We start from the raw sequence: 25,215 nt of genomic DNA, 5'->3' as shown, positions 1-25,215 counted from the left end.
CATAACCAAATCAAACATCGCTGTCAAACTCAATCTGCCAACTCAAGGGACGAACCAGTCTGCCGCTAGCAGCGTCGCCGCCCTCGTTGTGGCGCCATATAGACCCCACTCAACAAAACTGTCAACGCATAATCCGCAAAAAGGATAACTTTTCTTTCCACAGGCAAAACAACCCATTTTTACCAAACACAAACAATTTAAAACATCCCAACTCTATACCAAATCAAAACAGCACTTAATGCAGCCCATCCCTTCGCACATATATAGAGAGAGGGAGATAAGTCGTGTTCTTCCACGTTTGATGGAAGCATGGAAACATCCCAGATTAGAAATCTATGGTCCGGCCTTTGATTTCCCAGTCGCCAAAGCGGGCGGGATCCTTGCCGCCGCGACCGCCAATTTCTCGTGGCAGCTTTTCGGCTTTTTCAGCGGCCCGGCGTTCTTCGGCTTCTTTCAGCGCACGCTGGGCTGCTGGCGGCAAATCGTCAAACTTGCGCGGTTCGGCATTATCGTTGCTGGCGGGTTCGTTGAATGTATCGGTCATCCGTTTGAAATCCGTTATTAGAGCCCATTATTGAAGATCGGGCGTTTGATACCCATCATATAGTTAAACCTGACGGGGAAGCAAAACCCCGATTGTGTAAACTGTTACTGAACCGGAGACCTACACGCATGAATATGACGAAAACTGCCATGCTGATTGCTCTCATGACAGTCATGTTCATGAGCATCGGCTATTTGCTGGGCGGCGGCGGCGGCATGATGATCGCACTGGTGATTGCTGTTGCCATGAACCTGTTTGGCTACTGGAATTCCGACAAGATGGTCCTGCGTATGTATAATGCGCAGGAAGTCGATGCGCGCTCAGCCCCCGACTATTACCGCATGGTCAGCGGCCTTGCAGCCAATGCGGGCCTGCCAATGCCAAAGGTGTATATCATCCATGAAGACCAGCCCAATGCCTTTGCGACGGGCCGAAATCCCGAAAATGCAGCTGTTGCAGCCACAACCGGCCTTCTCAATCGCCTGACACCGGAAGAAGTTGCGGGCGTGATGGCGCATGAGCTGGCGCATGTTCAGAACCGCGATACGCTGACCATGACAATCGTCGCCACGCTCGCGGGTGCAATCTCCATGCTCGGCAATTTTGCATTCTTCCTCGGCGGCAATCGCGAAAACGGCAATGGCATCATTGGCGTAGTCGGTACGATCCTTGCAATGATCGTGGCTCCTTTTGCGGCGATGATCGTGCAGATGGCGGTAAGCCGTACCCGCGAATATGCCGCCGACCGCAGAGGCGCCGAAATCTGCGGCAACCCGCTCTGGCTCTCATCCGCCCTTGGCAAGATCGCCCGTGGCGCTAAGTCAGTTGTTAATGAAGAAGCCGAACATAACCCGGCAACCGCCCATATGTTCATTATCAATCCGCTGAGCGGACGCGGTGCTGACAACCTTTTTTCGACACATCCAGACACGGATAATCGTATTCAGGCGCTGGAACAGATGGCGGCTGAAATGGGGATTCGCTCGACGGCAATGGCGCAGCGCAGCTCCCCCCCTTCCCAAAACAGTGGTCCATGGGGTAATGCAGGCGGAAACAACAGTGGCGGCTCCGGCTATCGGGGTCCTTGGTCATAAAAGCGCAACCCAAAAACCAGTTGCGCGTCAGATAAAGTAGAACAGCGTGAACGATAAAAAAGCTGCGCCAAAGCGTGGAAATAAAAAGCCGCAATCCCATAAGCATGCCGCAGACCGCGCTGAACAGTTGCGCCCCGGTCTTGCTGCACGTCTGACTGCGGCTCGCCTGCTTGGTGCGGTGATTGAAAAAAACACATCGCTCGACGGTCTGACCGACAACAGCCACGGTCATCCGCAATATCTGGCGCTTGAACCACGCGACCGCGCACTGGTTCGCGCTATTCTGGGCTCCGCGCTGCGCAATCGCGGCAGCATTGAACGTGCCATCAACAAGCGCCTCGACCGGCCTTTGCCGGAAAATGCGCATGCGCTCAAACACCTTCTGCATGTGGCCGTCGCACAGATTTTCTACCTCAACCTTCCGGATCATTCGGCCGTTGATCTGGCCGTTGAAGCGGCCAATGCCGATCCGCGCAATCGCAAATATGCAGGTCTTGTGAACGCACTTCTGCGCCGTCTGTCGCGCAACAAGGAACGCGCTCTCGCCCATACATTGCAGCCGGAAACCAATGTGCCGGAATGGTTTGCAAACAGTATTAAAGACGCTTATGGCGCGGAAAAGGCAGCAGCCATTCTCGCCATGCACGCTTATGAACCACCGATCGATTTCACCGTAAAAGGCGATCCGAAGGAATGGGCGGAAAAGCTCGGCGGCACAGCCCTGCCGAACGGCTCGGTACGCCTTGAGACTGTTGAGGGCAATCTCACCGAACTGCCCGGCTTTGCAGAGGGCGACTGGTGGGTACAGGATGCGGCGGCAAGCTTGCCAGCACGGCTGATGGGCGACATCAAGGGCAAACGCGTTGCCGATCTTTGCGCAGCGCCCGGCGGCAAGACCGCGCAGCTTGTGTTGCAGGGGGCGGATGTGACAGCGCTTGATATGTCGGAAAACCGGCTCAAGCGTCTTCAAGGCAATCTGGAGCGTCTTGGCTACAAGGCACGCACTGTCGCCACCAACCTGATGGATTACACGCCCGACGAATTGTTTGACGCAGTTCTTCTTGATGCACCCTGCTCATCCACCGGCACGGTGCGCCGCCACCCGGACGTGCCATGGACCAAAACACCGCAGGATATTGCAAAGCTTGCCACGCTTCAGGCAAAGCTGCTCGCCCATGCAATAAATTTGGTGAAACCCGGCGGCACCATTGTCTTCTCCAATTGCTCGCTGCATCCAATAGAAGGCGAAGAGCTGGCCCGCAAGGCGCTCGAAAATCCAGCACTTGAAGCTTATCCGATCACGCTGGACGATTGTCCGGGTCTTGAAGGTCTGATCACGGGTGAAGGCTTCCTGCGTTCGACCCCTGCCGATTTGGCTGCTGACACGTTTGATGGCAATTCAAATATGGCGGGCATGGATGGCTTTTTCGCTGCCCGCTTCAGACGCAAGGCCTGATCCGTTAGCTACGGCTGATTAAAATCGGTGAATTTTCCATAACGGGCGCACCGCACCCGTTATGGTTAACACTCGATTCACCATTATCGACGATTCTAAGAATGCATGATTCCGAAATCGAGAAACCGGCATTTCGATTCATCATGCCATGAAAGGATGGACCTGCCTTATCGGGTCCGATGCGAATGAATTATAATACGGAGAACGAGAGGGTGGCAGTCGCGTTGAGCGAAACCCCGCATCTTTGGGGACTGGCCGTTGCACAGGCTTGGCGCAAGTTCAGCCGCCGTCTGCGCATGGGTCCGCTTTTTCGCTGGCGGTTCAGCGGCTTCACGCCGGACCGCATCCTCATTGCGCCACCGGATCTCCGCGTCGCTGACCCGCAACTGGCGCAAGAATTCTACCACGGTCGTTTTGCGCTGGCTGGTCGCCTCGTCGAAACCGGTGGCATGTCGCCTTTTGCCGTTGAGCCACCGACGCCGGAATGGGAAGCGGCCCTTCAGGGCTTTGGCTGGCTGCGCCATCTGAAAAGCGCCAACAGCGAGCTTGCGACCGCCAATGCGCGCGCACTCGTTGACGATTGGATGCGCCTTTATGGCAAGCGCATCGGTGGTCTTGCCTGGTCACCGGAAGTTACAGCACAGCGCATCATCGCATGGTTGCAACATTCCAACCTCATTCTTTCTGGCGCAGAATTGCCTGCCTATCGCAAATTCATGCGCTCGCTTGCCATGCAGGTGCGCTACCTGCGCACTGTCGCTTCCGCTATGGATGACGGCGAAGAACGCCTGCGTGCGCGTATTGCGCTGGCTTTTGCGGCACTCGCTTTGCCGGTTTCGCCGCCGACCGCGCGTGCAGCACGACGCAATCTCGAATATGAGCTGAAGCGCCAGATCCTGCCCGATGGTGGGCATATTTCGCGCAATCCGGTTACGATCCTTGAACTGCTGGCCGATCTTCTGCCACTGCGCCAGACCTATGCCAATGGCACCGAATCACCGCCAAAGGCATTGATCGAAGCTGTCGAGCGCATGCTGCCTGCGCTGCGTTTTTTCCGGCATCAGGATGGCAGTCTCGCGCTGTTCAACGGTGTTGGTCCAACTCTTTCCGAGCGGATTATTTCGGTGCTGCGTCACGACGAAACCGCAGGCGCGCCACTAACCCACGCCCCCTATTCCGGCTATGAACGCCTGTCGATGGGGGCGACAACCATCATCGCCGATACGGGCCTTCCTCCGCCTGTAACGGCGTCGCGCGATGCCCATGCGGGTTGTCTTGCCTTTGAAATGTCCTCAGGCCGCCAGCGCTATATCGTCAATTCCGGTGTTGACCGCTACGGCCCGCCGGAATTTCGTCCATTGGGACGCTCAACGGCTGCGCATTCAACCGCAACCATCAACGATACATCGTCGTGCCGTTTCAGCCGCAATGCAGGCCTTTCCAACATGATTGGCACGCCGATCATCGCCGGTCCCACACGCGTGCAGCGCGACCGGATCGAAGACACAGGACGGCAAGGTTTTGTTGCAAATCATGATGGTTATGTCCGCCTTTTTGGCATCTTTCATGAGCGTCGCGTCGTGCTGTCGCATCAGGGCAGTGTCATACAAGGTGCGGACCGCTTTTATCGCGGCGATGCCAAGGCGTTGAAAGCCAACGGGCGTGATAATATTGCCGTGCGTTTTCACATCCACCCATCGGTGGACATCTCGCTTGATGAAAATGGCCTGATCAATTTGAGCGCTCCTCATGACGATACATGGGCGTTCTCCTGTTTCGAAGTGGCCCCGCAGCTTGAAGACAGCATCTTCTTTGCCGGGTTCCGTGGTCCTGTGACATCAAAGCAGATCGTGCTGTCTTTTCCGGCTTCTGATCTGCCGGAAGTAAACTGGCAATTCAGCCGCGTTGCCATTGGAAGCTACGCTTAACCTCAAAAGCTTGACCAGGACGCTTTTAAGGTATGATTCGCGTCTCGTCTGTGCTAACCCGCAAACCGTCCCACCCTTCCTGAACGCAAAACGCTTCAGCAACGAAGAGACCATTTCCTATGGCTGTCAGCTCCAAGCATATTCCCGCTCCCGATCTTCATCGGGTGCGCCGCGCCCTTCTTTCCGTTTCCGACAAGACCGGCCTCATCGATTTTGCCAAGGCACTTCATGCCCATGGTGTTGAAATCCTTTCGACCGGCGGCACCGCAAAGTCGATTGCCGCAGAAGGCATTCCTGTAAAAGACGTTTCGGAAGTCACCGGCTTCCCGGAAATCATGGATGGGCGCGTGAAGACGTTGCATCCATCGGTCCACGGCGGGCTGCTTGCTGTACGCAACGATCCTGAACATGTTGCAGCCATGGAAGCCCATGGCATTGGCGGCATTGATCTGGCTGTCATCAATCTCTACCCGTTTGAAGAAGTTCGCTTCAAGGGTGGCGATTATGACACCACGGTTGAAAATATCGACATTGGCGGCCCGGCCATGATCCGCGCTTCGGCAAAGAACCATGCTTATGTCGCAACCGTTGTCGATCCCGCTGACTATGAAGAGGTTGTCTCTGAGCTCGAAAAGAACAAAGGCTCGCTGCCGATTTCCTTCCGCAAAAAGCTTGCAGCCAAGGCGTTCTCGCGCACGGCCGCTTATGATGCAGCCATTTCCAACTGGTTTGCCGAAGCAATCAATGAGGAAACACCGACCTATCGTTCGATCGCAGGCAAGCTGCATTCTGTCATGCGTTATGGTGAAAACCCGCATCAGACGGCTGGCTTCTACCTGACCGGCGAACAGCGTCCGGGCGTTGCCACAGCAACGCAGCTTCAGGGCAAGCAACTTTCCTATAACAACATCAACGACACCGATGCAGCTTTCGAACTCGTAGCCGAGTTTGACCCGGCGCGCACCGCAGCCGTTGCCATCATCAAGCACGCCAATCCTTGCGGCGTTGCAGAAGCTGCCACCATCAAGGAAGCCTATCTCAAGGCCCTCGCCTGCGATCCGGTTTCGGCTTTTGGTGGCATTGTTGCGCTCAACAAGACACTTGATGAAGCCGCCGCTGAGGAAATCGTCAAAATCTTTACCGAAGTCATCATCGCACCGGACGCCACCGAAGGTGCACAGGCCATCGTTGCGGCCAAGAAGAACCTGCGTCTCTTGGTAACGGGCGGCCTGCCTGATCCACGTGCCAAAGGCATTGCAGCAAAAACCGTTGCAGGCGGCCTTCTGGTTCAGTCACGCGACAACGGCGTTGTTGATGATCTTGATCTGAAAGTGGTCACCAAACGTTCGCCAACGGAAGCCGAGCTCAACGATATGAAGTTCGCTTTCCGCGTCGGCAAACACGTGAAGTCGAATGCGATTGTTTACGTCAAGGACGGCGCAACGGTTGGCATCGGCGCAGGTCAGATGAGTCGTGTTGATTCGGCCCGCATCGCTGCCCGCAAGGCAGAAGACGCAGCTGAAGCAGCCGGTCTTGCCGAGCCGCTGACCAAGGGCTGTGTTGTTGCATCCGATGCGTTCTTCCCATTTGCTGATGGCCTGCTTTCGGCTGTTCAGGCAGGTGCAACGGCGGTTATCCAGCCGGGCGGCTCAATGCGTGACGATGAAGTCATCGCTGCGGCTGACGAACATGGCATTGCCATGGTCATGACGGGGATGCGCCACTTCCGCCACTAGTGTGGTGGATTTGAAGTTCCTGTCATTTTTGTTGCATTCACGTGGAGGAACTACAAATCCGTAAACCACACTAGATTCAACAATTTACTAGTATGGCTTTGGCCCCGAAATTCGCTCAGATAGTGGCACTAGAGTGATAGGAATTTCGGGTCCGCCATGCTGGAATAGTCACATATCGATGCACAAAGCCGAGGAAGACCACTTCCTCGGCTTTTTTACTGGCAATAATTTCAATTGCTTTCGTTTGCCTTTCATATTAATTCGTTTTTTGTTGATGTCGAAATTTTGTGAAAGTCACGCTTGTTTCAGAATTATTGGGAATGCCTGAAACGCGTGACTGTATTAAGTTGATTTGTCATGCGGTGAGGCATGCGATTTTCGTCTCACAACATGACGCCCACATGGGAGGAGCATAAGCAATGACTCAGTTCATCGGTTCCATCGATCAGGGAACCACCAGTTCACGCTTCATTATTTTTGACCGCCACGGCGACATTATCGCCATGGATCAACGCGAACACGAACAAATTTATCCAAAGGCCGGCTGGGTTGAGCACAATGCCAATGAAATCTGGCGCAACACGCAGCATGTCATCGCTGAAACACTGAAAAAGGCCAAGCTCAAGGCTTCCGATATTGCGTCTGTTGGCATTACCAACCAGCGCGAAACAACGCTGCTGTGGGACAGGAAGACCGGCGCACCGCTTTACAACGCCATTGTCTGGATGGACACACGCACCGACCAACTGGTCGATCAGTTTGTAAAGGACGGTGGTGCGGACCGCCTGCGCGATAAAACCGGGCTGCCGATCTCAACCTATTTCTCTGGTCTCAAACTACGCTGGATCCTCGATAATGTACCCGGTGCACGCGAAAAAGCCGAAACGGGTGACGCCCTGTTCGGCACGATGGACAGCTGGCTTGTCTGGAACCTCACTGGCGGCATAGAGGGTGGAATTCACATCACCGATGTGACCAATGCTTCGCGCACCCAGCTCATGGACCTTGCAACGCTGAAATGGGACGAGGAGATTCTGAGCCTTTTCGATATTCCTGCGGCTTGCCTGCCAGAGGTTCGCTCTTCCAGTGAAGTCTATGGCGAGATTACCCTGCCCGCGCTTGGTGGCGCCAAGCTTGCAGGCATTCTGGGGGATCAGCAGGCAGCTCTTTTCGGTCAGGCTTGCCTTGAACCGGGTGAAGCCAAGAACACCTATGGCACCGGCTGCTTCATGCTCATGAATACCGGCGAAAAGCTGGTTCCATCCACCTATGGCCTGCTGACAACCGTTGCTTATCAGCTTGGTGATAAAAAGCCCGTCTATGCACTGGAAGGCTCCATCGCGATCACCGGCGCACTGGTGCAATGGCTGCGCGACAATCTTGGCATCATCAAAAACAGCGGTGATATCGAAACACTGGCACGCACGGTCGAAGATAATGGAGACGTCTATTTCGTCCCCGCCTTCTCAGGTCTTTACGCCCCGCATTGGGAAGATTCCGCGCGTGGTATTATCGCCGGGCTAACCCGCTTCGCAAACAAAGGCCACATCGCGCGTGCGGCACTCGAAGCAAGTGCCTATCAGGTGCGCGAAGTGCTTGAAGCCATGGTCAAGGATTCAGGCGTAGAAATTACAGAACTGCGTGCAGATGGCGGTATGACCGTCAATGAACTGCTGATGCAATTCCAGTCTGACATTCTTGATGTGCCGGTTGTGCGTCCGAAGATCATCGAAACCACAGCGCTTGGTGCGGCCTATGCAGCCGGTCTTGCTGTGGGATACTGGAAATCAACGAATGACATTATCGAGAACTGGCAGGTCGGCCAGCGCTGGCATCCGAAGATGACAACGAAGGAAAGAACCCGCCTGTTCAATTCGTGGGAAAAGGCTGTCCAACGGTCCCTTAACTGGATTGATTAAGGCGCTGTTTCGGCCTGAATAAACAGTCCAGAACTTGAAAATACACAATCAATACAAACGGCCGATGAGCGCATCTGCGCATCGGATGGTTTCTTTTAACCTAAATTATTTTCTCGGAGCAGATAATGACTAGCGGTTTTATCGGGGAATTTCTTGGCACGATGATGCTCGTTCTGTTGGGTGATGGTGTGGTAGCCAACGTGCTTCTGGCCAATTCCAAAGGTCAGAATTCCGGTTGGATCGTCATCACCGCAGGCTGGGGCTTTGCCGTCTTGTGTGGTGTGATGGTTGCGGTTGCAGCAGGCAGTGCAGGCCATCTCAATCCGGCTGTGACCCTTGCTTTTTACGCAGCAGGCACATTTCCGGCTGCCGATGTTGCCCCATACATTGCAGCGCAAATGCTCGGCGCCTTTACCGGTGCCGTTCTCGTTTATCTTGCCTATCTGGCTCACTGGCGCCCAACAACCGATCAGGGATTAAAGCTCGGTGTTTTCTGCACAGGCCCGGCGATCCGCAACATTCCGGCCAACTTCATAACAGAAGTGATTGGCACATTTGTTCTGGTCTTTGTGGTCATTGCAATTGGCGCAAAGGCCGTTGGTGCAACGGGCGTTCTTGGACCTCTGATGGTCGGGCTGCTTGTCTGGGCGCTTGGTGTTTCACTGGGTGGACCTACCGGCTATGCAATCAATCCGGCACGCGATCTCGGACCACGTATCGCCCATGCATTGCTGCCTATTCCCGGCAAAGGCGGTTCAGACTGGGCTTATGCCTGGGTGCCGGTGGTAGCGCCAATTGTTGGCGGCTTGATTGCGATTGCCTGCGCCAAAGCAGCAGGCATGATGTAGAAAAAAGACTGGCGCAGCAAGAGCACTGCGCCAGTCACCTATATAGCTTCCGCCGGATAAGGCGTTGCCTTCGCAAGCAAAAGACCCGCGGCAAACAAAACAACAAGCACCGACATGCCAAGCGCTGCCGACCCGCTGAGTGCCGTAACAGTCGCAACCAGAAACGGACCGATAAAGCTTGTTGCCCGACCAGCCAAAGCATAAATGCCAAAATAACGGCCTGATTCCTCCGGCTTAATGCTACGCGCGAACCATGATCGCGAAGACGCCTGAACGGGGCCAAAGGCTGCTCCGATCATCAGCCCGTAAATCAGATAAGCGTGTTCGGCAGGCGTGGCGAATAACCCTTTTGCATCCGTTGGTGCAAACATCAGGAAGCCAAACAAAGTGGATTGATGATCTGTCGATACGATTCCAAGCGAAGCAATCAGCAACAGCACAATAGATCCCAGCACCACGACCTTTGAGCCGAATCGCGTATCAAATTTACTGGCCAGCAGACAGCTGAAAATTGCCATCACATTGAGAATCATGCCGAACAAACCGATTTCAGTGATCGACCAGCCAAACAATACGGCCGCATAACCGGCGCCCAGTGCGAGCAAAGCATTGACGCCATCCTGGTAAATCATCCGTGCAATCAGGAAGCGGACAATTCCCGGACGCTTACGAACCTCCCTCAACGTCGCTTTAAGCTCGGACAGGCCTGAACGCAAAGCACGCCCGAGCGGCTCTCCTTTGGCAACGTCCGGTGTGAAGAAGAACATCGGGAGAATGAAAACCAGATACCAAAGCGCCGCAATCGGCCCGGCGATTCGCCCATCCTCCCCTTTAGCCGGATCAAGCCCGAACAGAGGATCAATACCGATGATCGTTTTTCCGGTCTCAGGCGATGCTGCAAGGCAAAACACAATGAAAATCAAAACAATCATGCCGCCCATATAGCCCAGCCCCCAGGCAATATTGGACACCCGGCCAATATCGTTGCGTGGAACCAGTCGAGGCATCATCGAATCATTGAAAACAATGGAAAACTCGGCCGCAATCATGGCCAGCGCAAAGGCCAGCAAAACCCAGTAGATATTGGCGCCTGGCACTGCAAACCAGAGCAGCGACAGACAAACAATCTGAATGATGGCAAAGAAGGCGATCCACGGCTTGCGTGCACCGGTCCTGTCGGAAACAGCGCCAAGAAAGGGAGACAGGATTGCAACGGCAAGCCCCGCTGCCGCAAAACCATAGCCCCATGCAATCTGACCAGCCTCCGGACTTTCGGCCATTCGCGAGATGAAATAAGGCCCAAAAATGAAAGTGGTAACGACTGTGAAAAATGGCTGAGCCGCCCAGTCGAAAAATATCCAGCCCCACACACCGCGGCGTGAAGAATAGCCGTCTGCTACCATTGCCTGTTCCGTCATATGTTACGCCTGCCCCCCGTAAAGCATTGCGAAGGTACACTGCTAATAGACTCACCACAACAAAGCAAAAAAGGCGACCGAAGCCGCCCTTTTTAATTCTATTCGTAGTTTCACAATTATTGCGTCAGATCCGACATAAGCCCCGCAGCAACAGCCAGACGTGACACGGTCAGATCACCGCCTTCTGTCAGCGCAACCATGCGGCTTCTGATCTGGTCGATGCGTGCTGCATCTTCCGCAAACCATACTGCCGCCGGATCTTTTTCCTTGCCGTGCTTTTTCAGTGCAGCAATCGTAATGCCACGCGCTGCCTGGGTGATCGTATCGCTTGCACGCGACAGTGCCAGACCGTCATAATAATCCGTAACCGGAATTGTCCGCGCGGCTTCTTCGATACGGCCAATGCGGAAGGCTTCCGATACGCCGAAATAGGTCTTGGCGGTTGCAACCAGATCGGCAGAAGCCAGATGTGCGATCAACGCGATGTCCGGCATGATGCCTGCAAGTTGCAGATTGGCCAGACGCTGAGCAAGCTTTTCAGGCGCACCCTTTTCAACAAAGGCTGCCTTGTCTGCCTGCACCGCATCGATCAGGTAATCCGGCATCAGACCATCAAAGCGTGGCTCAAGCGCCGCACGTGCTGTGGTGATGGTGTTCACCAGCTCTGTCAGGTTTGCACGCGTGGTGTCGTTGCGCAGAACCCAGGCGGTCGTTGCAAGCAACATCTCGCCAACCAGGTGATAGAACTGGTTCTGCACATCACCCGTCACCTTGTTATCGAGCGCATCGATCGCGTCATAGATCGCATTGATCTCAAAGCCATCGCGCACCGCCACATAAGCGCGGACAATATCGGCAGGCGACTTGCCCGTCGTATCGGCCAGACGGCTGATGAATGTGATGCCGCCACGATTAATGACATCATTCGCCAGCAAAGTAGCGACGATTTCGCGCTTCAGACGGTGATTGGAAATTTCCTCGGCATAGGTTTTCACCATACGCTTCGGGAAATAGCTAAACAGCAACTCTTCGAAGTACGGCTCATCAGGCAGTTTGCTTGCGACCAGATCATCCGACAGTGACAGCTTGGCATAAGCAAGCAGAACTGCAAGTTCCGGACGCGTCAGCGGCTGTCCTGACTTCTGGCGGTCATTCAGCACTGCATCCGAAGGCAGATACTCGACCTTGCGATCCAGCAGTTTGCGCGCTTCAAGCTCGGCCATGAAGCGAGCCTGATAAGGAAGCTCTGTGAGGCCCTGACGTTCACTCAGCGAAAGCGCGAGTGGCTGCAGATAGTTGTTGCGCAGCACCAGTTCAGACACATCATCGGTCATGCTCACCAGCAGCTTGTTGCGTGCCAGACGCTTAAGCTTGCCCGAACGCATGGCAGCAGCCAGCGCAATCTTGATATTGACCTCAACGTCGGAGCAGTTGACGCCTGCCGAGTTGTCGATGGCATCGGTATTGCCGCGACCGCCGTTGAGCGCATATTCAATGCGTCCGCGTTGCGTGACACCAAGATTGGCACCCTCGCCGATCACCTTCGCCCGAACATCCGAACCCGTGATACGAATGGCATCATTGGCTCGATCACCAACCTGCGCATCCGTTTCGTTGCCTGCTCGAATATAGGTGCCGATACCACCGAACCACAGAAGATCGACCTCCGCTTTCAGGATCGCCGTCATGATTTCCTGCGGCGAAGCGGTAGTTTTGCCAAGGCCAATGGCCTTTGCAGCTTCAGCTGACAGCGTGATCGTCTTCTGGCTGCGGCTATAGACACCGCCACCTGACGAAATCTTCGGGCGATCATAATCCTGCCAGCTTGAACGCGGCAGTTCGAACAGACGCTTGCGCTCTGCATAGCCGTCAGCCGGAACCGGGGTCGGATCGATGAAGATGTCACGATGATCAAAGGCTGCAACCAACCTGATCTGCTCCGACAAAAGCATACCGTTGCCGAATACATCGCCCGACATGTCGCCCACACCGGCAACCGTGAACGGTTCGGTCTGGATATCCTTGTTGAACTCACGGAAATGCCGCTTCACGGCTTCCCATGCACCGCGCGCGGTGATGCCCATGCCCTTGTGGTCGTAACCGGCAGAGCCACCCGATGCGAAAGCATCATCGAGCCAGAAGTCATGTGCCTGGCTGATCGCATTGGCCGTATCGGAAAAAGTTGCCGTGCCCTTGTCGGCAGCGACAACGAAATAAGGATCGTCATTGTCGTGACGCACCACGTCCGCAGGTGGCACAACATCATTGTCATGAATATTGTCAGTGACCGACAGAAGCGTGGAGATGAAAACCTTGTAGGCATCACGACCGGCTTCAAACACAGCATTGCGATCGCCACCGACAGGCAAACGCTTCGGATAGAAGCCGCCTTTGGCACCAACCGGCACAATCACCGCATTCTTGACCTGCTGTGCCTTGACGAGGCCCAAAACTTCCGTGCGGTAATCCTGTGCGCGGTCCGACCAGCGCAGACCACCACGCGCAACAGCGCCAAAGCGCAAATGCACACCTTCCACTTCGGGGCCATAGACGAAAATTTCGCGATATGGGCGCGGATCGGGCAGACCTTCGACAAGCCGTGGATTGAGCTTGAACGCAAAGGTCACACGCGGCTTGCCTTCATCATTTGGCTGGTAAGCATTGGTGCGCAAGGTTGCTTCGATCAGATTGCGGAAGCGGCGCAAAATCTGATCATCATCCGCACTCGGCACACCGAGAAGCGCCGTTTCGATAGCATCAACCAGCTTCTTTTCAGCGGCGTCACGACGCTTGGCCGACGGGTTGAAGCGCAGATCGAACAGCGAATAAAGATCGCTGGCAATTTCCGGATAGCGGTTGAGTGCGGCTGCAATGAAACCTTGCGAATAGGCAATACCTGCCTGCTGCAGATAACGGCCATAAGAGCGCAGGATCATGATCTGACGTGCCGTGAGACGTGCAGTCTGCACCAGCGCGTTATAGCCATCATTGTCGGCAAGACCGTCCCAGACCGTGCGGAACACATCTTCCAGCATCTCGCCATCGTCAGACAGATCAACCGGCGCGCCATAGGCGTTTACGAGCTGCATGTCATGCACGTAAACTGCGGCACCGTCCTCACCCGCTTGCGGAAGGTCAAGGGTCTGTTCGCTGACCACGCGGAAACCCATATTTTCGAGAAGCGGCACACGCTGCGACAGCGCAACCGGCGCGCCATGATGATAAAGCTTGAGCGAAACCGCATCCGGACCATCGGTACGATAGCGATAGAAGTCCACAAAGAGCGGAGCTTCTGCATTAAGGCCTGCGATGCGCTCTGCATCGACAAGCGCTTCAGGAGCGGTGAAGATTTCGCGATAGGATTGCGGGAAGCTCGAAGCCAGAGCAATAGTCTTTGCATCCACGCTGTCCGCGCTTTCACGCACCGCGTCTTCCCAAGTACGAACGATCGAACGCACTTCTTCTTCCAGCGCATCACGATCCACATGCGGCGTGGAACGTTCATGACGGCGGATGACGAACTGAACGCGCGTCAGACCATTTTGCAAAAAGACCGGATGGAACTCAAAACTGTCGCCGCCATAAATCTCGACAAGATAATGGCCGATCTTCTCACGCACGACAGAATCGTAACGGTCACGCGGAATATAGACCAGCACGGTGGCAAAACGGCCAAAACGGTCCAGACGCGGGATCGCACGAACGCGTGGGCGCTCACCAAGTGCCAGAATCAGTTCGGCATTGGCCGTCAGGCTTTCCACATCGATCTGGAACAGCTCATCACGCGGATATTCTTCCAGCACATTGACAAGCGCCTTGCCGGAATGGTCTTCGCGGTTAAAGCCCAGATGCCGGATAACTGCATCTGCCTTTGATCGAATAAATGGAATGCTGGCAACGGAGCTTACATAAGCAACAGAGGTGAACAAACCAACGAGACGAAGCTCACCAATAGCCTCGCCCTTGTCACCAAAGATCTTTACACCGACATAATCAAGATACGATCTGCGATGCACCAGCGACAGCGAATTTGCTTTCGTGACGATCAATGGTTCACTGCTATCAAGGAAGTCGGTGATCTCGCGCGGCGTGGCCTTGTCGTCGTCGTCCTTACGCAGAACGCGGACTTCACTGTCATTGAGAATGCCAAGCGTCTCCTTGACCGGCACGAGCTCACGCTTGTCGCCCTTGCCCTTGAAGGTCAGTTCGCGCATTCCAAGGAAAATAAAACGATCATCACGCAGCCATTCAAGAAACGCGATTGCCTCCGGCATAGCCGGATCAAGGGTCAGTTCCTGAACGCGCTTATAATCGGCGATAGCGTCATCAAGACGCTTGAGCATTGGCTTCCAATCGCTGACAGCAGAACGAACCTGTCCGAGCACACGCTTGATAGCAGCGGTGAGATCAGTCTTGGCCTGCTTGTCGAGGGCTGGAAGATGAATCTGCACAAGGCTGACGCGCTCAACACCCTTGGCAGGTGCAAGCTGCGAAGCTTCGCCTAAAATTGTAAGGCTGTCCTTTTCCCGCTCAATGTCGAGAACCGGGTGAACAACCATGAAAATCTGGCTGACATGATCGTTCAGCTCACCCATAATCGAGTCGAGCAGGAACGGCATATTGTCGTTGACGATGGTAATAACGCTGACGGCGCGACCTTGGCGTTCGATGCTGTTATCGACGCTGATGATGCTTTTACCCTTGCGATAGGATTCGAGCGCTTCGTAGCCATACTGGGCAGACTTATCGAGCGCGGCGGCATCATAGGCCGCAAGATCTTCGGGCGGCGCCCATTCAAAGAGAAGCTGCGAAAAGGCATCAAGCGCCTTCGACTTTCCTCCCTTCTTCTCCTCCTTGCCTGCCTTGGAACCCTTAATTTTGCTCGACCGATCCTGCTTTGCAGTCACGTCGGATACTCCTGTCATGATGGCAATGCGCGCCAAACTAGCAGATTGAACATGCGTTTCGATGACAAATCGCTGAAAACAACCAAAAAAAACAGTGAACGCCAGAAAATTCGTATCTAATCCATTTAATTTGGAACAAAGCTTCGAAAACGCTTTAAGAAATTTCGAAATATGCCGCCCAGCTTTTCCATGGATGGACATGCCAGGTTTACGTAAACGTCATAAAAGCGCAATTCTGCCACAAATGAGCGGCGAATCCGAATCTGTCAGACAGACTTAAAGTTCGATCAAGTGATCATCCAACTCGTTGATCGTGTGCTCGCCCGCAGGAAAATGTTTTTCCAGCAACACCCCCGCCTGCCCAATCGCCAGTACAAAACCGTCTGCAACTTCCAAACGCGAAGCATGATGTATCAGTGTTGCAACGATGCCATTCCACTCTTCCTGCTCAACACGCGCATCAATACCGGCATCAGCAATCACTTCTGCATAATGTTCGGCCATGGAAACGAACAGCAAAATGCCGGTTCGGTGTTCCGTGATATGGACATTGCGCGCCAGAAATTGCTGTAACGCGTTCAAATGTGCGCGCTTATAGCGAATACGGCGCGGCACCAGTAAAATACGGATTGAGGGCACCAGCCAAAGCAAAAACATAGCCGTTGCAAAGGCCGCAAGCACCGCGAGGCCGAACATGGGAAGGCTGATGTCAAACCAGTACCAATGCGCAAGGAACGCCGCGACCACCGAAGCGATCAGAATGCCACAGGTCGCAACAAAACCGGCCGCGAAGAAATAATCATCACTGGCGCGGGCAAGAACTGCGTAGATTTCACCACTTGTATTGGTTTCAGCAGCACGGATCGCCTCGGCAATACGTTTGTGATTCTGATCACTGATAAGGTTTTTAGCGCGCACAAAATTCTCCCTTACCAGCTACCCGAAGCGCCACCGCCCCCGGACGATCCGCCACCGCCGGAAAACCCGCCGCCACCACTGCCACCCGATGACCAGCCGCCACCGCCGCCAGAAAAGCCACCGCCGCCGGAACCGCCACGGGAATTAAAATCCACCACCATACCAAGCCAGCGATATTTTCCGGGGCCAATCTTGCGTCCAAAAATCGGTGTCAAGATCGCCATGCCGAAGCCGCCAAAGAAGATCAATACCCAGAATGTGATGAAAATAACGAACACCCAATCGACATCACCGGAGCCCGAACTCGTCTGAGCATTCCGTTTGGCGCGCGCTTCAAGCTCGGCAGCATCGCCAGACAAAACCGACAGAATGCCATCCACCCCCTGCACGATGCCTTCTGAGTAATTACCGCTGCGGAATTCTGGGATGATTGTACCATTGATGATAACGCTCGAAAGCGCATCCGTCATCGTGCCTTCAAGCCCGTAACCAACCTCAATACGCACCTTGCGATCATTGGGGGCAACCACCAGCAGAATACCGTTATTTTCCTGTTTCTGCCCCAGCGCCCAGGCGCGGAACAAGCGATTGGAATAGCTCTCAATATCCTCGCCATTCAGGCTCGGGACAGTCACCACAACCACCTGATCGGAGGACTTTGCTTCAAAGTCTGCAAGCTTCTGCGTGAGTTGCTGCAACTGAGCGGGATCGATAATCCCCGCTGCATCCACCACGCGCCCCGTCAATGCCTGTGCCGGCTTTGTCGCATCCTGCGCATTCGCGCCAACGGCCACAAAACTCGCAAACAGGAAAAGCAGAACAGCCGCAAGCAATCGCGGCCCATTCAGGCCACGTAAGGCCGCCGCGCGAAAGGGAAGCAAAGCTGCCACGGGTTTCCCGATCAGTTGTTGAAGTTAACCTGAGGTGCGCTCTGGCTTGCAGCATCCGCGCTGAATGTCTGCATTGGCTTAGCATCACGATACCATATCCATGTCCAGATCATCGTCGGCATGGTGCGGATCGACGTATTATAAACGCGCACAGCCTCGATATAATCGCGGCGTGCCACAGCAATACGGTTTTCCGTACCCTCAAGCTGGGATTGAAGCGCCAGGAAGTTCTGGTTGGCCTTAAGGTCCGGATAGCGCTCCACGACGACCATCAGACGCGAAAGCGCACTGGTAAGGTTGGCCTGATTGTCCTGAAACTGCTTGAAGAGTTCAGGATTGTTGAGCGTTTCCGGCGTTATCTGCACCTGTGTCGCCTTGGCGCGCGCATCGATTACCGCCTGAAGAGTTTCTTTTTCATGGGCAGCGTAGCCCTTCACAGTCTCGACCAGATTAGGCACAAGATCGGCACGGCGCTGATACTGGTTCTGCACTTCACTCCACGCAGCTTTGGCCTTTTCATCATTGGTTGGAATGGTGTTGAAACCACAGGCCGACAACAGCGGCACAAGAGCGGCTAGCCCAAGGACAATAAACAAACGACGGAAAGACAAAGAACGGATAGCCATCACAGCCGACATGGTGTTCTCCTGAACAGGGCGCACAAACAGTGCCTGAAGACTTATTTTATATCGCATATGCAGCAGGTCGCAAATACAAACACTATATCAACAGGATAGAGAAAAATCGCTTTTCGTCCAGTTGTTTAATCCAATGTAAGAAGACAAACAAAAAAGCGACGGATTGCTCCGCCGCTTTTTATGTTCGCAAATAGCGAAAAATTATTCGCTTGCAGCTTCTTCAGCAGGAGCGGCAGCGGCGGCTGCAGCTTCAGCAGCTTTTGCAGCAGCTTCTTCTTCAGCCTGCTTGGCAAGAGCGAGACGTTCCTGAGCCTTCTTGCCTGGCAGACCCTTGGTCAGGTTGCTGCGTGCTTCACGCTTTGCAAGACCGGCCTGGTCGAGGAAGCGAAGAACGCGATCGGTTGGCTGTGCGCCCTGTGCAATCCAATGCTGGATACGGTCAGCGTCGAGCTTTACGCGTTCAGCGTCTTTTGCAAGCATTGGGTTCCATGCACCAACGGCTTCGATGAAGCGGCCATCACGCGGGCTGCGAGCATCCGCAACAACAACGTGGTAGTAAGGACGCTTCTTGGAGCCAGCGCGGGCGAGACGGATCTTAAGAGCCATTTTTTCTTTCCTTTAGACAATAATTCTGCCCTTGATGGGCGATAGGTTAAACCGTTTTAGGGTATTTAGTTTCCGCTGTGATTGGCAGCGGCATGCTCATGGTGCCGAATGACTTCCTTCACGATGAAGTTCAGGAATTTTTCGGCAAAATCTGGATCGAGATGGGCATCAACTGCGAGGCCGCGAAGGCGCTCGACCTGACGCTTCTCACGGGCCGGGTCAGCAGCAGCGAGGCCGCGCTCGGCTTTCAGGACACCCACAGCCTTGGTGCAGCGAAAGCGCTCCGCAAGCATGTGGATGAGCGCCGCATCGATATTATCGATGGATGCGCGTAATGCGAGAAGTTCAGCAGGTACAGTGTTCTGTTCGTCAGCCATCTTACTCACTTCTTCTTCGGCAAACCGGGCAGACCACCGCCAAGACCCGGAAGCTTAGGCCCACCTAAACCCGGCAGACCACCACCGGGAAGCCCCGGCAAACCGCCACCCTTGGTAAGACCGGCTGCTTCTGCCTGCTTGGCAAGCGCTTCAAGCTGCTTTGGGTCCATCTTGGAGAGATCAGGCATGCCGCCCATGCCGCCGCCCAGACCACCAAGGCCCATCTTGTTGGCAAGGCCACCCATCATCTGCTTCATCATTCCGCCCTTGCCCTTACCCATGACTTTCATCATGTCGGCCATCTGGCGGTGCATCTTGAGAAGCTTGTTGATGTCGGCAGCACTGGTTCCGGAACCTTTGGCAATGCGCTGCTTGCGGCTGTGCTTGAGAAGGTCGGGATTGGCGCGCTCAGCCTTGGTCATCGAGCCGATAATGGCGAGCTGACGATCAAAGACCTTGTCGTCAAGACCGGCTGCCGCAGCCTTGTCCTTCATTCCGCCCATGCCGGGCATCATGCCCATAATGCTGCCCATACCACCGAGCTTTTTCATCTGGCCCAGCTGATCGGCAAGATCGTTGAGATCGAACTTGCCCGACTGCATCTTCTTGGCCATCGCAGCGGCTTTTTCCGCGTCGATGTTTTCAGCAGCTTTTTCAACGAGCGAAACGATGTCGCCCATGCCAAGAATACGGTCGGCAATACGCTTGGGATAGAACTCCTCAAGCGCATCCATCTTTTCACCGGTGGCGATCAGCTTGATCGGCTTGCCGGTAATGGCGCGCATCGAAAGGGCTGCACCGCCACGGCCATCGCCATCCATACGAGTGAGAACGATACCAGTAATACCCACGCGTTCATCAAAATTGCGCGCGAGATTAACGGCGTCCTGACCGGTGAGGCTGTCTGCCACAAGCAGAATTTCATGTGGATTGGCGGCCTTGCGGATATCCGCCATTTCCACCATCAGCGGCTCATCGATATGCGTGCGACCAGCGGTATCGAGGATAACCACATCATGACCACCGAGCTTTGCAGCCTGCACGGCGCGCTTGGCGATTTCAACCGGCGACTGGCCAGCGATGATTGGCAATGTATCGACAGAGGTCTGGATACCAAGCTGACGAAGCTGTTCCTGTGCTGCCGGACGACGCGTATCAAGCGACGCCATCAACACCTTTTTGCGTTGACGCTCTGTCAGACGCTTGGAGAGCTTACCCGTGGTGGTCGTCTTACCCGACCCCTGAAGACCCACCATCATAATGACGACAGGTGCCGGTGCATTCAGATCAACCGTGACACCTTCTGTGCCCAGCATTTCGATAAGCTCGTCATGAACGATCTTAACGACCATCTGGCCGGGCTTGATGCTTTTGAGAATTTCAGCACCAACCGCCTTCTCACGAACACGGTCGGTGAATGAACGAACCACTTCCAGCGAAACGTCGGCTTCAATCAGCGCACGCCGCACTTCGCGCAGCGCAGCCGTCACGTCGCTTTCAGAAAGAGCGCCGCGTCCAGTCAGGCCGTTCAAAATGGAGCCAAGACGCTCCTGAAGTGATTCAAACATTGTGTTTCCTTGTCCTTTGATCCAGGCAGTTCAAGAACCGACCAAAGCGATACAGCACCCGAGGGCGCATCGCGCTGTCGGATGTGGACCTCCGGGATCTCTTTATACCAAATGGGTCCCGGTCGGTGGCTCGCGTTCTGAAGATCGCGGATAGATTGGGCGAGGCTTTAGGGGCTTCAGCCCGTAATGTCAAGCAAAAGGAGGAAAAAGGCAATGTGTAACCAACAAATTGCACCTTAAAGCAAGTGATTTGGTTCCAATTTACCAAAATTTGAAGAATACGTGAAAAAAGGACTGTAAGCGCGCCGCCGTGCCATAAGCCTTACGCGTCATTGCGGCATGACATTCGGTGTAAAGAATGGCAAATTCGCGCCGAGGTAGAATCAACTCCAAAGGAGAAACGAATGGCATTGTTTGCCAAGGGCCGGATTTGGACGGCAGCAGCAGTTTTTGCAGTGGGTATGATGGCTGGAACCAGCATCGTTGAAGCAGCCCAGTGCGGCAACAATGGTGCCGGCTACAATGCCTGGCTTCAGCAGACGATCAAGGAAGCGCAGTCACGCGGCCTTGGCAAGCGTTCGCTTGATGCTCTGGCCAAGACGAAATATGCGCAGGCAACCATCAATGCCGATCGCAATCAGAAGAGCTTCAAGCTTTCTTTTGATCAGTTTATGCAGAAGCGCGGTGCAAACACCATCATCCAGCGCGGCAGATCGATCAAAAAGCAGAATGCAGCTCTCTTCGCAGCCATTGAAAAGCGTTATGGCGTTCCTGCTGGCCCGTTGATCGCGATCTGGGGCATGGAAACCGGGTTCGGCGCCTATCTCGGCAAGCAGCACACGCTTTCCGCAGTTGCAACGCTTGCTTATGATTGCCGTCGCAGCGACTACTTCACCAACCAGCTTTATGCAGCGCTCAAGCTCATCGACAATCAGGATCTTGATCCGAATGCGGTCGGTGCCATGCATGGCGAAATCGGCCAGACCCAGTTCCTGCCGGTCAACGTGCTGAAATACGGCGTAGACGGTGATGGCAGCGGTCATATCGACATGGCGCGCTCGAAAGCTGACGCCCTTTATTCGACCGCCAACTTCCTCGTCGGTCATGGCTGGAAGCGCGGCGCCGGTTATCAGCCGGGCGAACCAAACTATGGTGCAATTCAAGGCTGGAATGCTGCACAGGTCTACCAGCGTGCCATTGCTGAAATGGGTAAGGCAATCGATAAATAATCATATCTATGGTGAAACAACGCGCTGTTTCGCCATAGTCTGAATAGAGAAAAGCCCCGATTTTCGGGGCTTTTTTTATGCTGCCGTTTCCGGTGCCTTTTCGAGCGAAACTTCTGGTCTTTTGAAGTCACCGGACTGCTGATCCATTACCCACAGCTCGCCGGTCGAAATATCGAACCATACGCCATAAAGGGTGAGCTTGCCCTTCTTCTCAAGAATATCGACACATGGAAATGTGCGCAGATTATTGAGCGAATAGCGGATCGAAATACGCTCAAGCGCTGTCTGACGCTCGCTCTGCGTCATCAGATCATTGCCATTGACCGTTTCCGCCGCAGGCGCAATCAGGCTCATCCATTTACCGATAAAATCACTCGGTGAAAGTGGTGCGCTTTGCGTATCAAGGGCCGCCTTGATGCCGCCGCATCGGCCATGCCCCATGACAACGATGTTCTTCACCTTAAGGCTCTGGACTGCAAATTCGAGTGCAGCAGACGCCGCATGAAATTCACCATCCGGCTCGTAAGGCGGAATAAGATTGGCAACATTCCGAAGAACGAAAATTTCGCCCGGTGCCGTATTGAAAATTGTTTCTGGAGCGGCACGGGAATCGCAGCAGGCAATGACAAGGGTCTGTGGTGCCTGACCTTTTTCAGCGAGTTCTTTATAACGTGCCGTTTCAGACGCGAAATGCTCGCTCATAAAGGTCTGGTAACCGGCGAGGAGTGAATCTGGAATATCAGCCATGGCTTTCCATTATCCCTATCGAAAACACAGAGCAATCAAAATTTGAACCGTTCTATGCACGCAATCCCTTGGTCGGATGGACGAGCCGCCTCATCTGTACCATTGCCATAGGCGTTGCGAGACTGGAGGCATCCGCTTCAAGCATCAATTCATCAGCGCCGCGTTTTGCTGAACGGGCCATGATCTCAAACACCGCCGCCGTTGTGCTTTGCAGAGTTTTTTCTTCTGAAAAGCCCGCAAGCCTGCGCGCGAGAAACACCGCTGATGTCAGATCGCCCAGACCATTGGTCGGCCCATCGACGCATCGATGCTCCGCCATCAGCGCAAGGGTTGGCGTGAGCAGAATATTGCCGATACTGCCACTCATCAATGGAAAAGCCGATGTCACCAGCATGGTTGCTGGCCCCGTATCAAGGGCCGCTTCCATCAATGCTTTGTTGTCTTCAAGTTCAACACCAGTCAGCCATGACAACTCGAAGCGATTGGGCGTTGCAATATCGGCAAGGGGTATCAAGTGATCGCGAATACCGACGGCTGTCGCTTCCGGAACATAAAGCCCCTTCTGATCGCCAATGACCGGATCGCAAAGATAAAGCGCGTTGGGATTGCGCTCCTTCACTTTTTTTACCAGTCCCGCCACAGCTTTCGCCTGTTCGGAATGGCCAAGATAACCGGTGAGGATAGCCCCAACTTCACCAAGCCACGGCGCGCGTTCAAGATCCTGCATCAGTGTTGCAAACTCTTGGGCAGGCGGCACGATACGCCCGGCAGGACCATGGCCGGGATGCCACGGCAACACGACTGTGGGCACGGCCCAGACGGGAAATCCGAGCGTTTCCAAAGCGAAAACGGCAGCGCGGTTTCCAACAGAACCGCGCACGACATGGCTTGAGATGACAAGAACGGTTGTCGCGTCCGAAGGCGCAGAAAGCGTCATGTTAAACCTGGCTTTGCATGAGGTAAGAAATGAGCCAGACGATAATCGCCAGCGTGATGATAAGGCCCAGCCCGCGCCCGACGCGGGTAGCCCAGAGTTCGATTTTGTCATCCTCCGGGGCATCATTGGCAGCAAGATGGCTTGCGGTACGGGCAAACCCGCGCCGAACAATACCTCCAGCGCCGGTTTGCTCGCGCTCCAGACGTTCAAGAATGCGCTGCGCCTCGTCCTGACGCTCGCGTCCCGGACTGCCACCCTCACCTATGCCCGCCTGCTGGCGCTCACCCATAATCTGCCTGCCCTCAAGAAAAGACTCGTATCGTGGACACACTATGCAACATCACGTCCTGATTGCTGTTCTGCAAGCAGAATATTGTCTGATCAATTCAGTTTTACGATCAGCTTACCAAAATTGCCGCCTTCCAGCATGGAAATGAAAGCTTTGGGCGCATTTTCAAGCCCGACCACGATGTCCTCACGGTAGCGCACCTGACCATCTGCAACCCACTTTGCCATGTCGCGCTGGAATGCTGGCCCTTGGTCGGCAAAATCCCGCACGATAAAGCCGCGAATTGTCATGCTTTTGGTGAGAATGTCACGCATGAGCAATGGCAGCCGGTCCGGCCCGTCAAAAGCGCCGTTCTGATTATATTGTGCAATCAGTCCACACACCGGAACACGTGCAAAGGGATTAAGTAGCGGCAGCACAGCATCAAAAACCTTACCGCCGACATTCTCGAAGTAAACATCAATGCCTTTCGGGCAAGCCAACGCCAGCTCCTGCGCAAAATTATCGGAACGATGATCAAGCGCTGCATCAAAGCCGAAATCATCAATCAGTGCTTTGCACTTGTCCGGCCCACCGGCGATACCGACTGCGCGCGCACCTTTAAGCCTGGCAATCTGCCCGACAGCCGACCCCACAGGTCCGGTCGCAGCTGCAACCACAACTGTTTCACCCTCTTTCGGCTGCCCGATCGTCAACAGGCCGGAATAAGCGGTGAAGCCTGGCATGCCCATAACACCGAGCGCCGTCGTGACAGGCACTTGCTTTGGATCGAGTTTACGCAATGTGGATGCCTCGGCAACCGCATAGCTCTGCCAACCGGAATACGAGAGAACGAAATCGCCCGGAACAAAGCCTGCGCTTTTACTTTCTACCACTTCGCCAACGGTTCCACCTTCCATGACAGCACCGATCTCAACGGGCGCTGCATAGGATTTTGCCGCACTCATGCGCCCACGCATATACGGATCAAGCGAGAGATAGCGGATTTTGAGCAACACCTGACCTTCGCCCAACGCAGGAATCTCTGCCGTTTCAAGTCGAAAGTGTTCCGCAGTCGGTCGTCCTTCGGGACGCGATGCAAGGACAATACGATGGTTGGTTTTTGCACTCATAAATCTCACTCCTGATAATCGCTACAACTCTATGCCTTTAATTAGCGCGTAAAA

The 25,215-nt window shown here is 54.4% G+C and carries 20 protein-coding genes; 7 read left to right on the top strand and 13 right to left on the bottom strand.

The genetic code is table 11. The annotated features are described in order from the left end of the window. Positions 1-325 precede the first annotated feature (325 nt). Positions 326-544: a DUF1674 domain-containing protein gene (locus OPR82_RS12860; RefSeq protein ID WP_265985205.1), complete on the bottom strand. Its 219-nt coding sequence runs from the start codon at positions 542-544 to the stop codon at positions 326-328. 128 nt (positions 545-672) lie between these two features. Here OPR82_RS12860 and htpX point away from each other — a divergent pair, with 128 nt between their 5' ends. From htpX to OPR82_RS12830, 6 genes are all read left to right on the top strand, one after another. Further along, positions 673-1,638 carry a zinc metalloprotease HtpX gene (gene htpX, locus OPR82_RS12855; protein ID WP_265985204.1) on the top strand — a complete coding sequence of 322 codons (966 nt, stop codon included), beginning with the start codon at positions 673-675 and terminating at the stop codon, positions 1,636-1,638. 46 nt (positions 1,639-1,684) lie between these two features. Further along, on the top strand, positions 1,685-3,094 hold the full coding sequence (locus OPR82_RS12850; protein WP_265985202.1) for an RsmB/NOP family class I SAM-dependent RNA methyltransferase: 1,410 nt from the start codon (positions 1,685-1,687) through the stop codon (positions 3,092-3,094). A gap of 212 nt (positions 3,095-3,306) precedes the next feature. Next, entirely contained in the window at positions 3,307-5,022 is a 1,716-nt protein-coding gene (locus OPR82_RS12845) for a heparinase II/III family protein (protein WP_396998466.1), read from the top strand. A gap of 119 nt (positions 5,023-5,141) precedes the next feature. Continuing rightward, positions 5,142-6,758: a bifunctional phosphoribosylaminoimidazolecarboxamide formyltransferase/IMP cyclohydrolase gene (gene purH, locus OPR82_RS12840; RefSeq protein ID WP_265985200.1), complete on the top strand. Its 1,617-nt coding sequence runs from the start codon at positions 5,142-5,144 to the stop codon at positions 6,756-6,758. Between the two features lie 419 nt (positions 6,759-7,177). Next, positions 7,178-8,677 carry a glycerol kinase GlpK gene (gene glpK, locus OPR82_RS12835; protein ID WP_265985198.1) on the top strand — a complete coding sequence of 500 codons (1,500 nt, stop codon included), beginning with the start codon at positions 7,178-7,180 and terminating at the stop codon, positions 8,675-8,677. A gap of 125 nt (positions 8,678-8,802) precedes the next feature. Beyond that, entirely contained in the window at positions 8,803-9,525 is a 723-nt protein-coding gene (locus OPR82_RS12830; RefSeq protein ID WP_265985197.1) for an MIP/aquaporin family protein, read from the top strand. Between the two features lie 38 nt (positions 9,526-9,563). On the opposite strand, the gene OPR82_RS12825 is transcribed toward OPR82_RS12830, so the two are convergent. From OPR82_RS12825 to ffh, 8 genes are all read right to left on the bottom strand, one after another. Beyond that, entirely contained in the window at positions 9,564-10,943 is a 1,380-nt protein-coding gene (locus tag OPR82_RS12825; RefSeq protein ID WP_265985196.1) for an MFS transporter, read from the bottom strand. Positions 10,944-11,059: 116 nt separating this feature from the next. Then, positions 11,060-15,850: an NAD-glutamate dehydrogenase gene (locus OPR82_RS12820; protein ID WP_265985228.1), complete on the bottom strand. Its 4,791-nt coding sequence runs from the start codon at positions 15,848-15,850 to the stop codon at positions 11,060-11,062. 276 nt (positions 15,851-16,126) lie between these two features. Beyond that, positions 16,127-16,768, bottom strand: a complete 642-nt coding sequence (locus tag OPR82_RS12815; protein WP_265985195.1) for a TPM domain-containing protein — start codon at positions 16,766-16,768, stop codon at positions 16,127-16,129. Between the two features lie 11 nt (positions 16,769-16,779). Then, positions 16,780-17,586 carry a TPM domain-containing protein gene (locus OPR82_RS12810; RefSeq protein WP_265985226.1) on the bottom strand — a complete coding sequence of 269 codons (807 nt, stop codon included), beginning with the start codon at positions 17,584-17,586 and terminating at the stop codon, positions 16,780-16,782. A gap of 83 nt (positions 17,587-17,669) precedes the next feature. Then, positions 17,670-18,296 (bottom strand): LemA family protein, encoded by a 627-nt coding sequence (locus tag OPR82_RS12805; RefSeq protein WP_265985194.1) that lies wholly within the window; start codon positions 18,294-18,296, stop codon positions 17,670-17,672. A gap of 201 nt (positions 18,297-18,497) precedes the next feature. After that, a complete protein-coding gene (gene rpsP / locus OPR82_RS12800; protein WP_265985193.1) occupies positions 18,498-18,902 on the bottom strand; it encodes a 30S ribosomal protein S16 in 405 nt (134 codons plus the stop codon). Positions 18,903-18,967: 65 nt separating this feature from the next. Continuing rightward, positions 18,968-19,279 carry a chorismate mutase gene (locus OPR82_RS12795; protein ID WP_007876888.1) on the bottom strand — a complete coding sequence of 104 codons (312 nt, stop codon included), beginning with the start codon at positions 19,277-19,279 and terminating at the stop codon, positions 18,968-18,970. Between the two features lie 5 nt (positions 19,280-19,284). Beyond that, entirely contained in the window at positions 19,285-20,847 is a 1,563-nt protein-coding gene (gene ffh, locus OPR82_RS12790; protein WP_265985192.1) for a signal recognition particle protein, read from the bottom strand. Positions 20,848-21,251: 404 nt separating this feature from the next. On the opposite strand from ffh, the gene OPR82_RS12785 reads away from it, so the two are divergent. Next, positions 21,252-22,076: a lytic murein transglycosylase gene (locus OPR82_RS12785; RefSeq protein ID WP_265985191.1), complete on the top strand. Its 825-nt coding sequence runs from the start codon at positions 21,252-21,254 to the stop codon at positions 22,074-22,076. Positions 22,077-22,151: 75 nt separating this feature from the next. Here OPR82_RS12785 and OPR82_RS12780 read toward each other — a convergent pair whose 3' ends face one another. From OPR82_RS12780 to OPR82_RS12765, 4 genes are all read right to left on the bottom strand, one after another. Next, positions 22,152-22,823, bottom strand: a complete 672-nt coding sequence (locus OPR82_RS12780) for a carbonic anhydrase (protein WP_265985190.1) — start codon at positions 22,821-22,823, stop codon at positions 22,152-22,154. A gap of 52 nt (positions 22,824-22,875) precedes the next feature. Beyond that, a complete protein-coding gene (pdxY, locus tag OPR82_RS12775) occupies positions 22,876-23,760 on the bottom strand; it encodes a pyridoxal kinase PdxY (RefSeq protein WP_265985189.1) in 885 nt (294 codons plus the stop codon). Between the two features lies 1 nt (position 23,761). Then, a complete protein-coding gene (locus OPR82_RS12770; RefSeq protein ID WP_265985188.1) occupies positions 23,762-24,049 on the bottom strand; it encodes a hypothetical protein in 288 nt (95 codons plus the stop codon). Positions 24,050-24,141: 92 nt separating this feature from the next. After that, positions 24,142-25,161 carry an NADP-dependent oxidoreductase gene (locus tag OPR82_RS12765; protein ID WP_265985186.1) on the bottom strand — a complete coding sequence of 340 codons (1,020 nt, stop codon included), beginning with the start codon at positions 25,159-25,161 and terminating at the stop codon, positions 24,142-24,144. Between the last annotated feature and the right edge of the window lie 54 nt (positions 25,162-25,215).

Source organism: Ochrobactrum chromiisoli (assembly GCF_026241335.1).
GTDB classification, from domain to species: domain Bacteria; phylum Pseudomonadota; class Alphaproteobacteria; order Rhizobiales; family Rhizobiaceae; genus Brucella; species Brucella chromiisoli.
Note: the sequence above shows the minus strand (reverse complement) of the source record. Positions and strands in the feature narration are given on the sequence as shown.

Bases quoted from the DNA above. Each gene is read 5' to 3' on its own strand.
- OPR82_RS12860 (WP_265985205.1), bottom strand. From the start codon at position 544: ATGACCGATACATTCAACGAACCCGCCAGCAACGATAATGCCGAACCG.
- htpX (WP_265985204.1), top strand. From the start codon at position 673: ATGAATATGACGAAAACTGCCATGCTGATTGCTCTCATGACAGTCATG.
- purH (WP_265985200.1), top strand. From the start codon at position 5,142: ATGGCTGTCAGCTCCAAGCATATTCCCGCTCCCGATCTTCATCGGGTG.
- glpK (WP_265985198.1), top strand. From the start codon at position 7,178: ATGACTCAGTTCATCGGTTCCATCGATCAGGGAACCACCAGTTCACGC.
- OPR82_RS12830 (WP_265985197.1), top strand. From the start codon at position 8,803: ATGACTAGCGGTTTTATCGGGGAATTTCTTGGCACGATGATGCTCGTT.
- OPR82_RS12825 (WP_265985196.1), bottom strand. From the start codon at position 10,943: ATGACGGAACAGGCAATGGTAGCAGACGGCTATTCTTCACGCCGCGGT.
- OPR82_RS12805 (WP_265985194.1), bottom strand. From the start codon at position 18,296: ATGTCGGCTGTGATGGCTATCCGTTCTTTGTCTTTCCGTCGTTTGTTT.
- rpsP (WP_265985193.1), bottom strand. From the start codon at position 18,902: ATGGCTCTTAAGATCCGTCTCGCCCGCGCTGGCTCCAAGAAGCGTCCT.
- OPR82_RS12795 (WP_007876888.1), bottom strand. From the start codon at position 19,279: ATGGCTGACGAACAGAACACTGTACCTGCTGAACTTCTCGCATTACGC.
- ffh (WP_265985192.1), bottom strand. From the start codon at position 20,847: ATGTTTGAATCACTTCAGGAGCGTCTTGGCTCCATTTTGAACGGCCTG.
- OPR82_RS12785 (WP_265985191.1), top strand. From the start codon at position 21,252: ATGGCATTGTTTGCCAAGGGCCGGATTTGGACGGCAGCAGCAGTTTTT.
- OPR82_RS12780 (WP_265985190.1), bottom strand. From the start codon at position 22,823: ATGGCTGATATTCCAGATTCACTCCTCGCCGGTTACCAGACCTTTATG.
- pdxY (WP_265985189.1), bottom strand. From the start codon at position 23,760: ATGACGCTTTCTGCGCCTTCGGACGCGACAACCGTTCTTGTCATCTCA.
- OPR82_RS12770 (WP_265985188.1), bottom strand. From the start codon at position 24,049: ATGGGTGAGCGCCAGCAGGCGGGCATAGGTGAGGGTGGCAGTCCGGGA.
- OPR82_RS12765 (WP_265985186.1), bottom strand. From the start codon at position 25,161: ATGAGTGCAAAAACCAACCATCGTATTGTCCTTGCATCGCGTCCCGAA.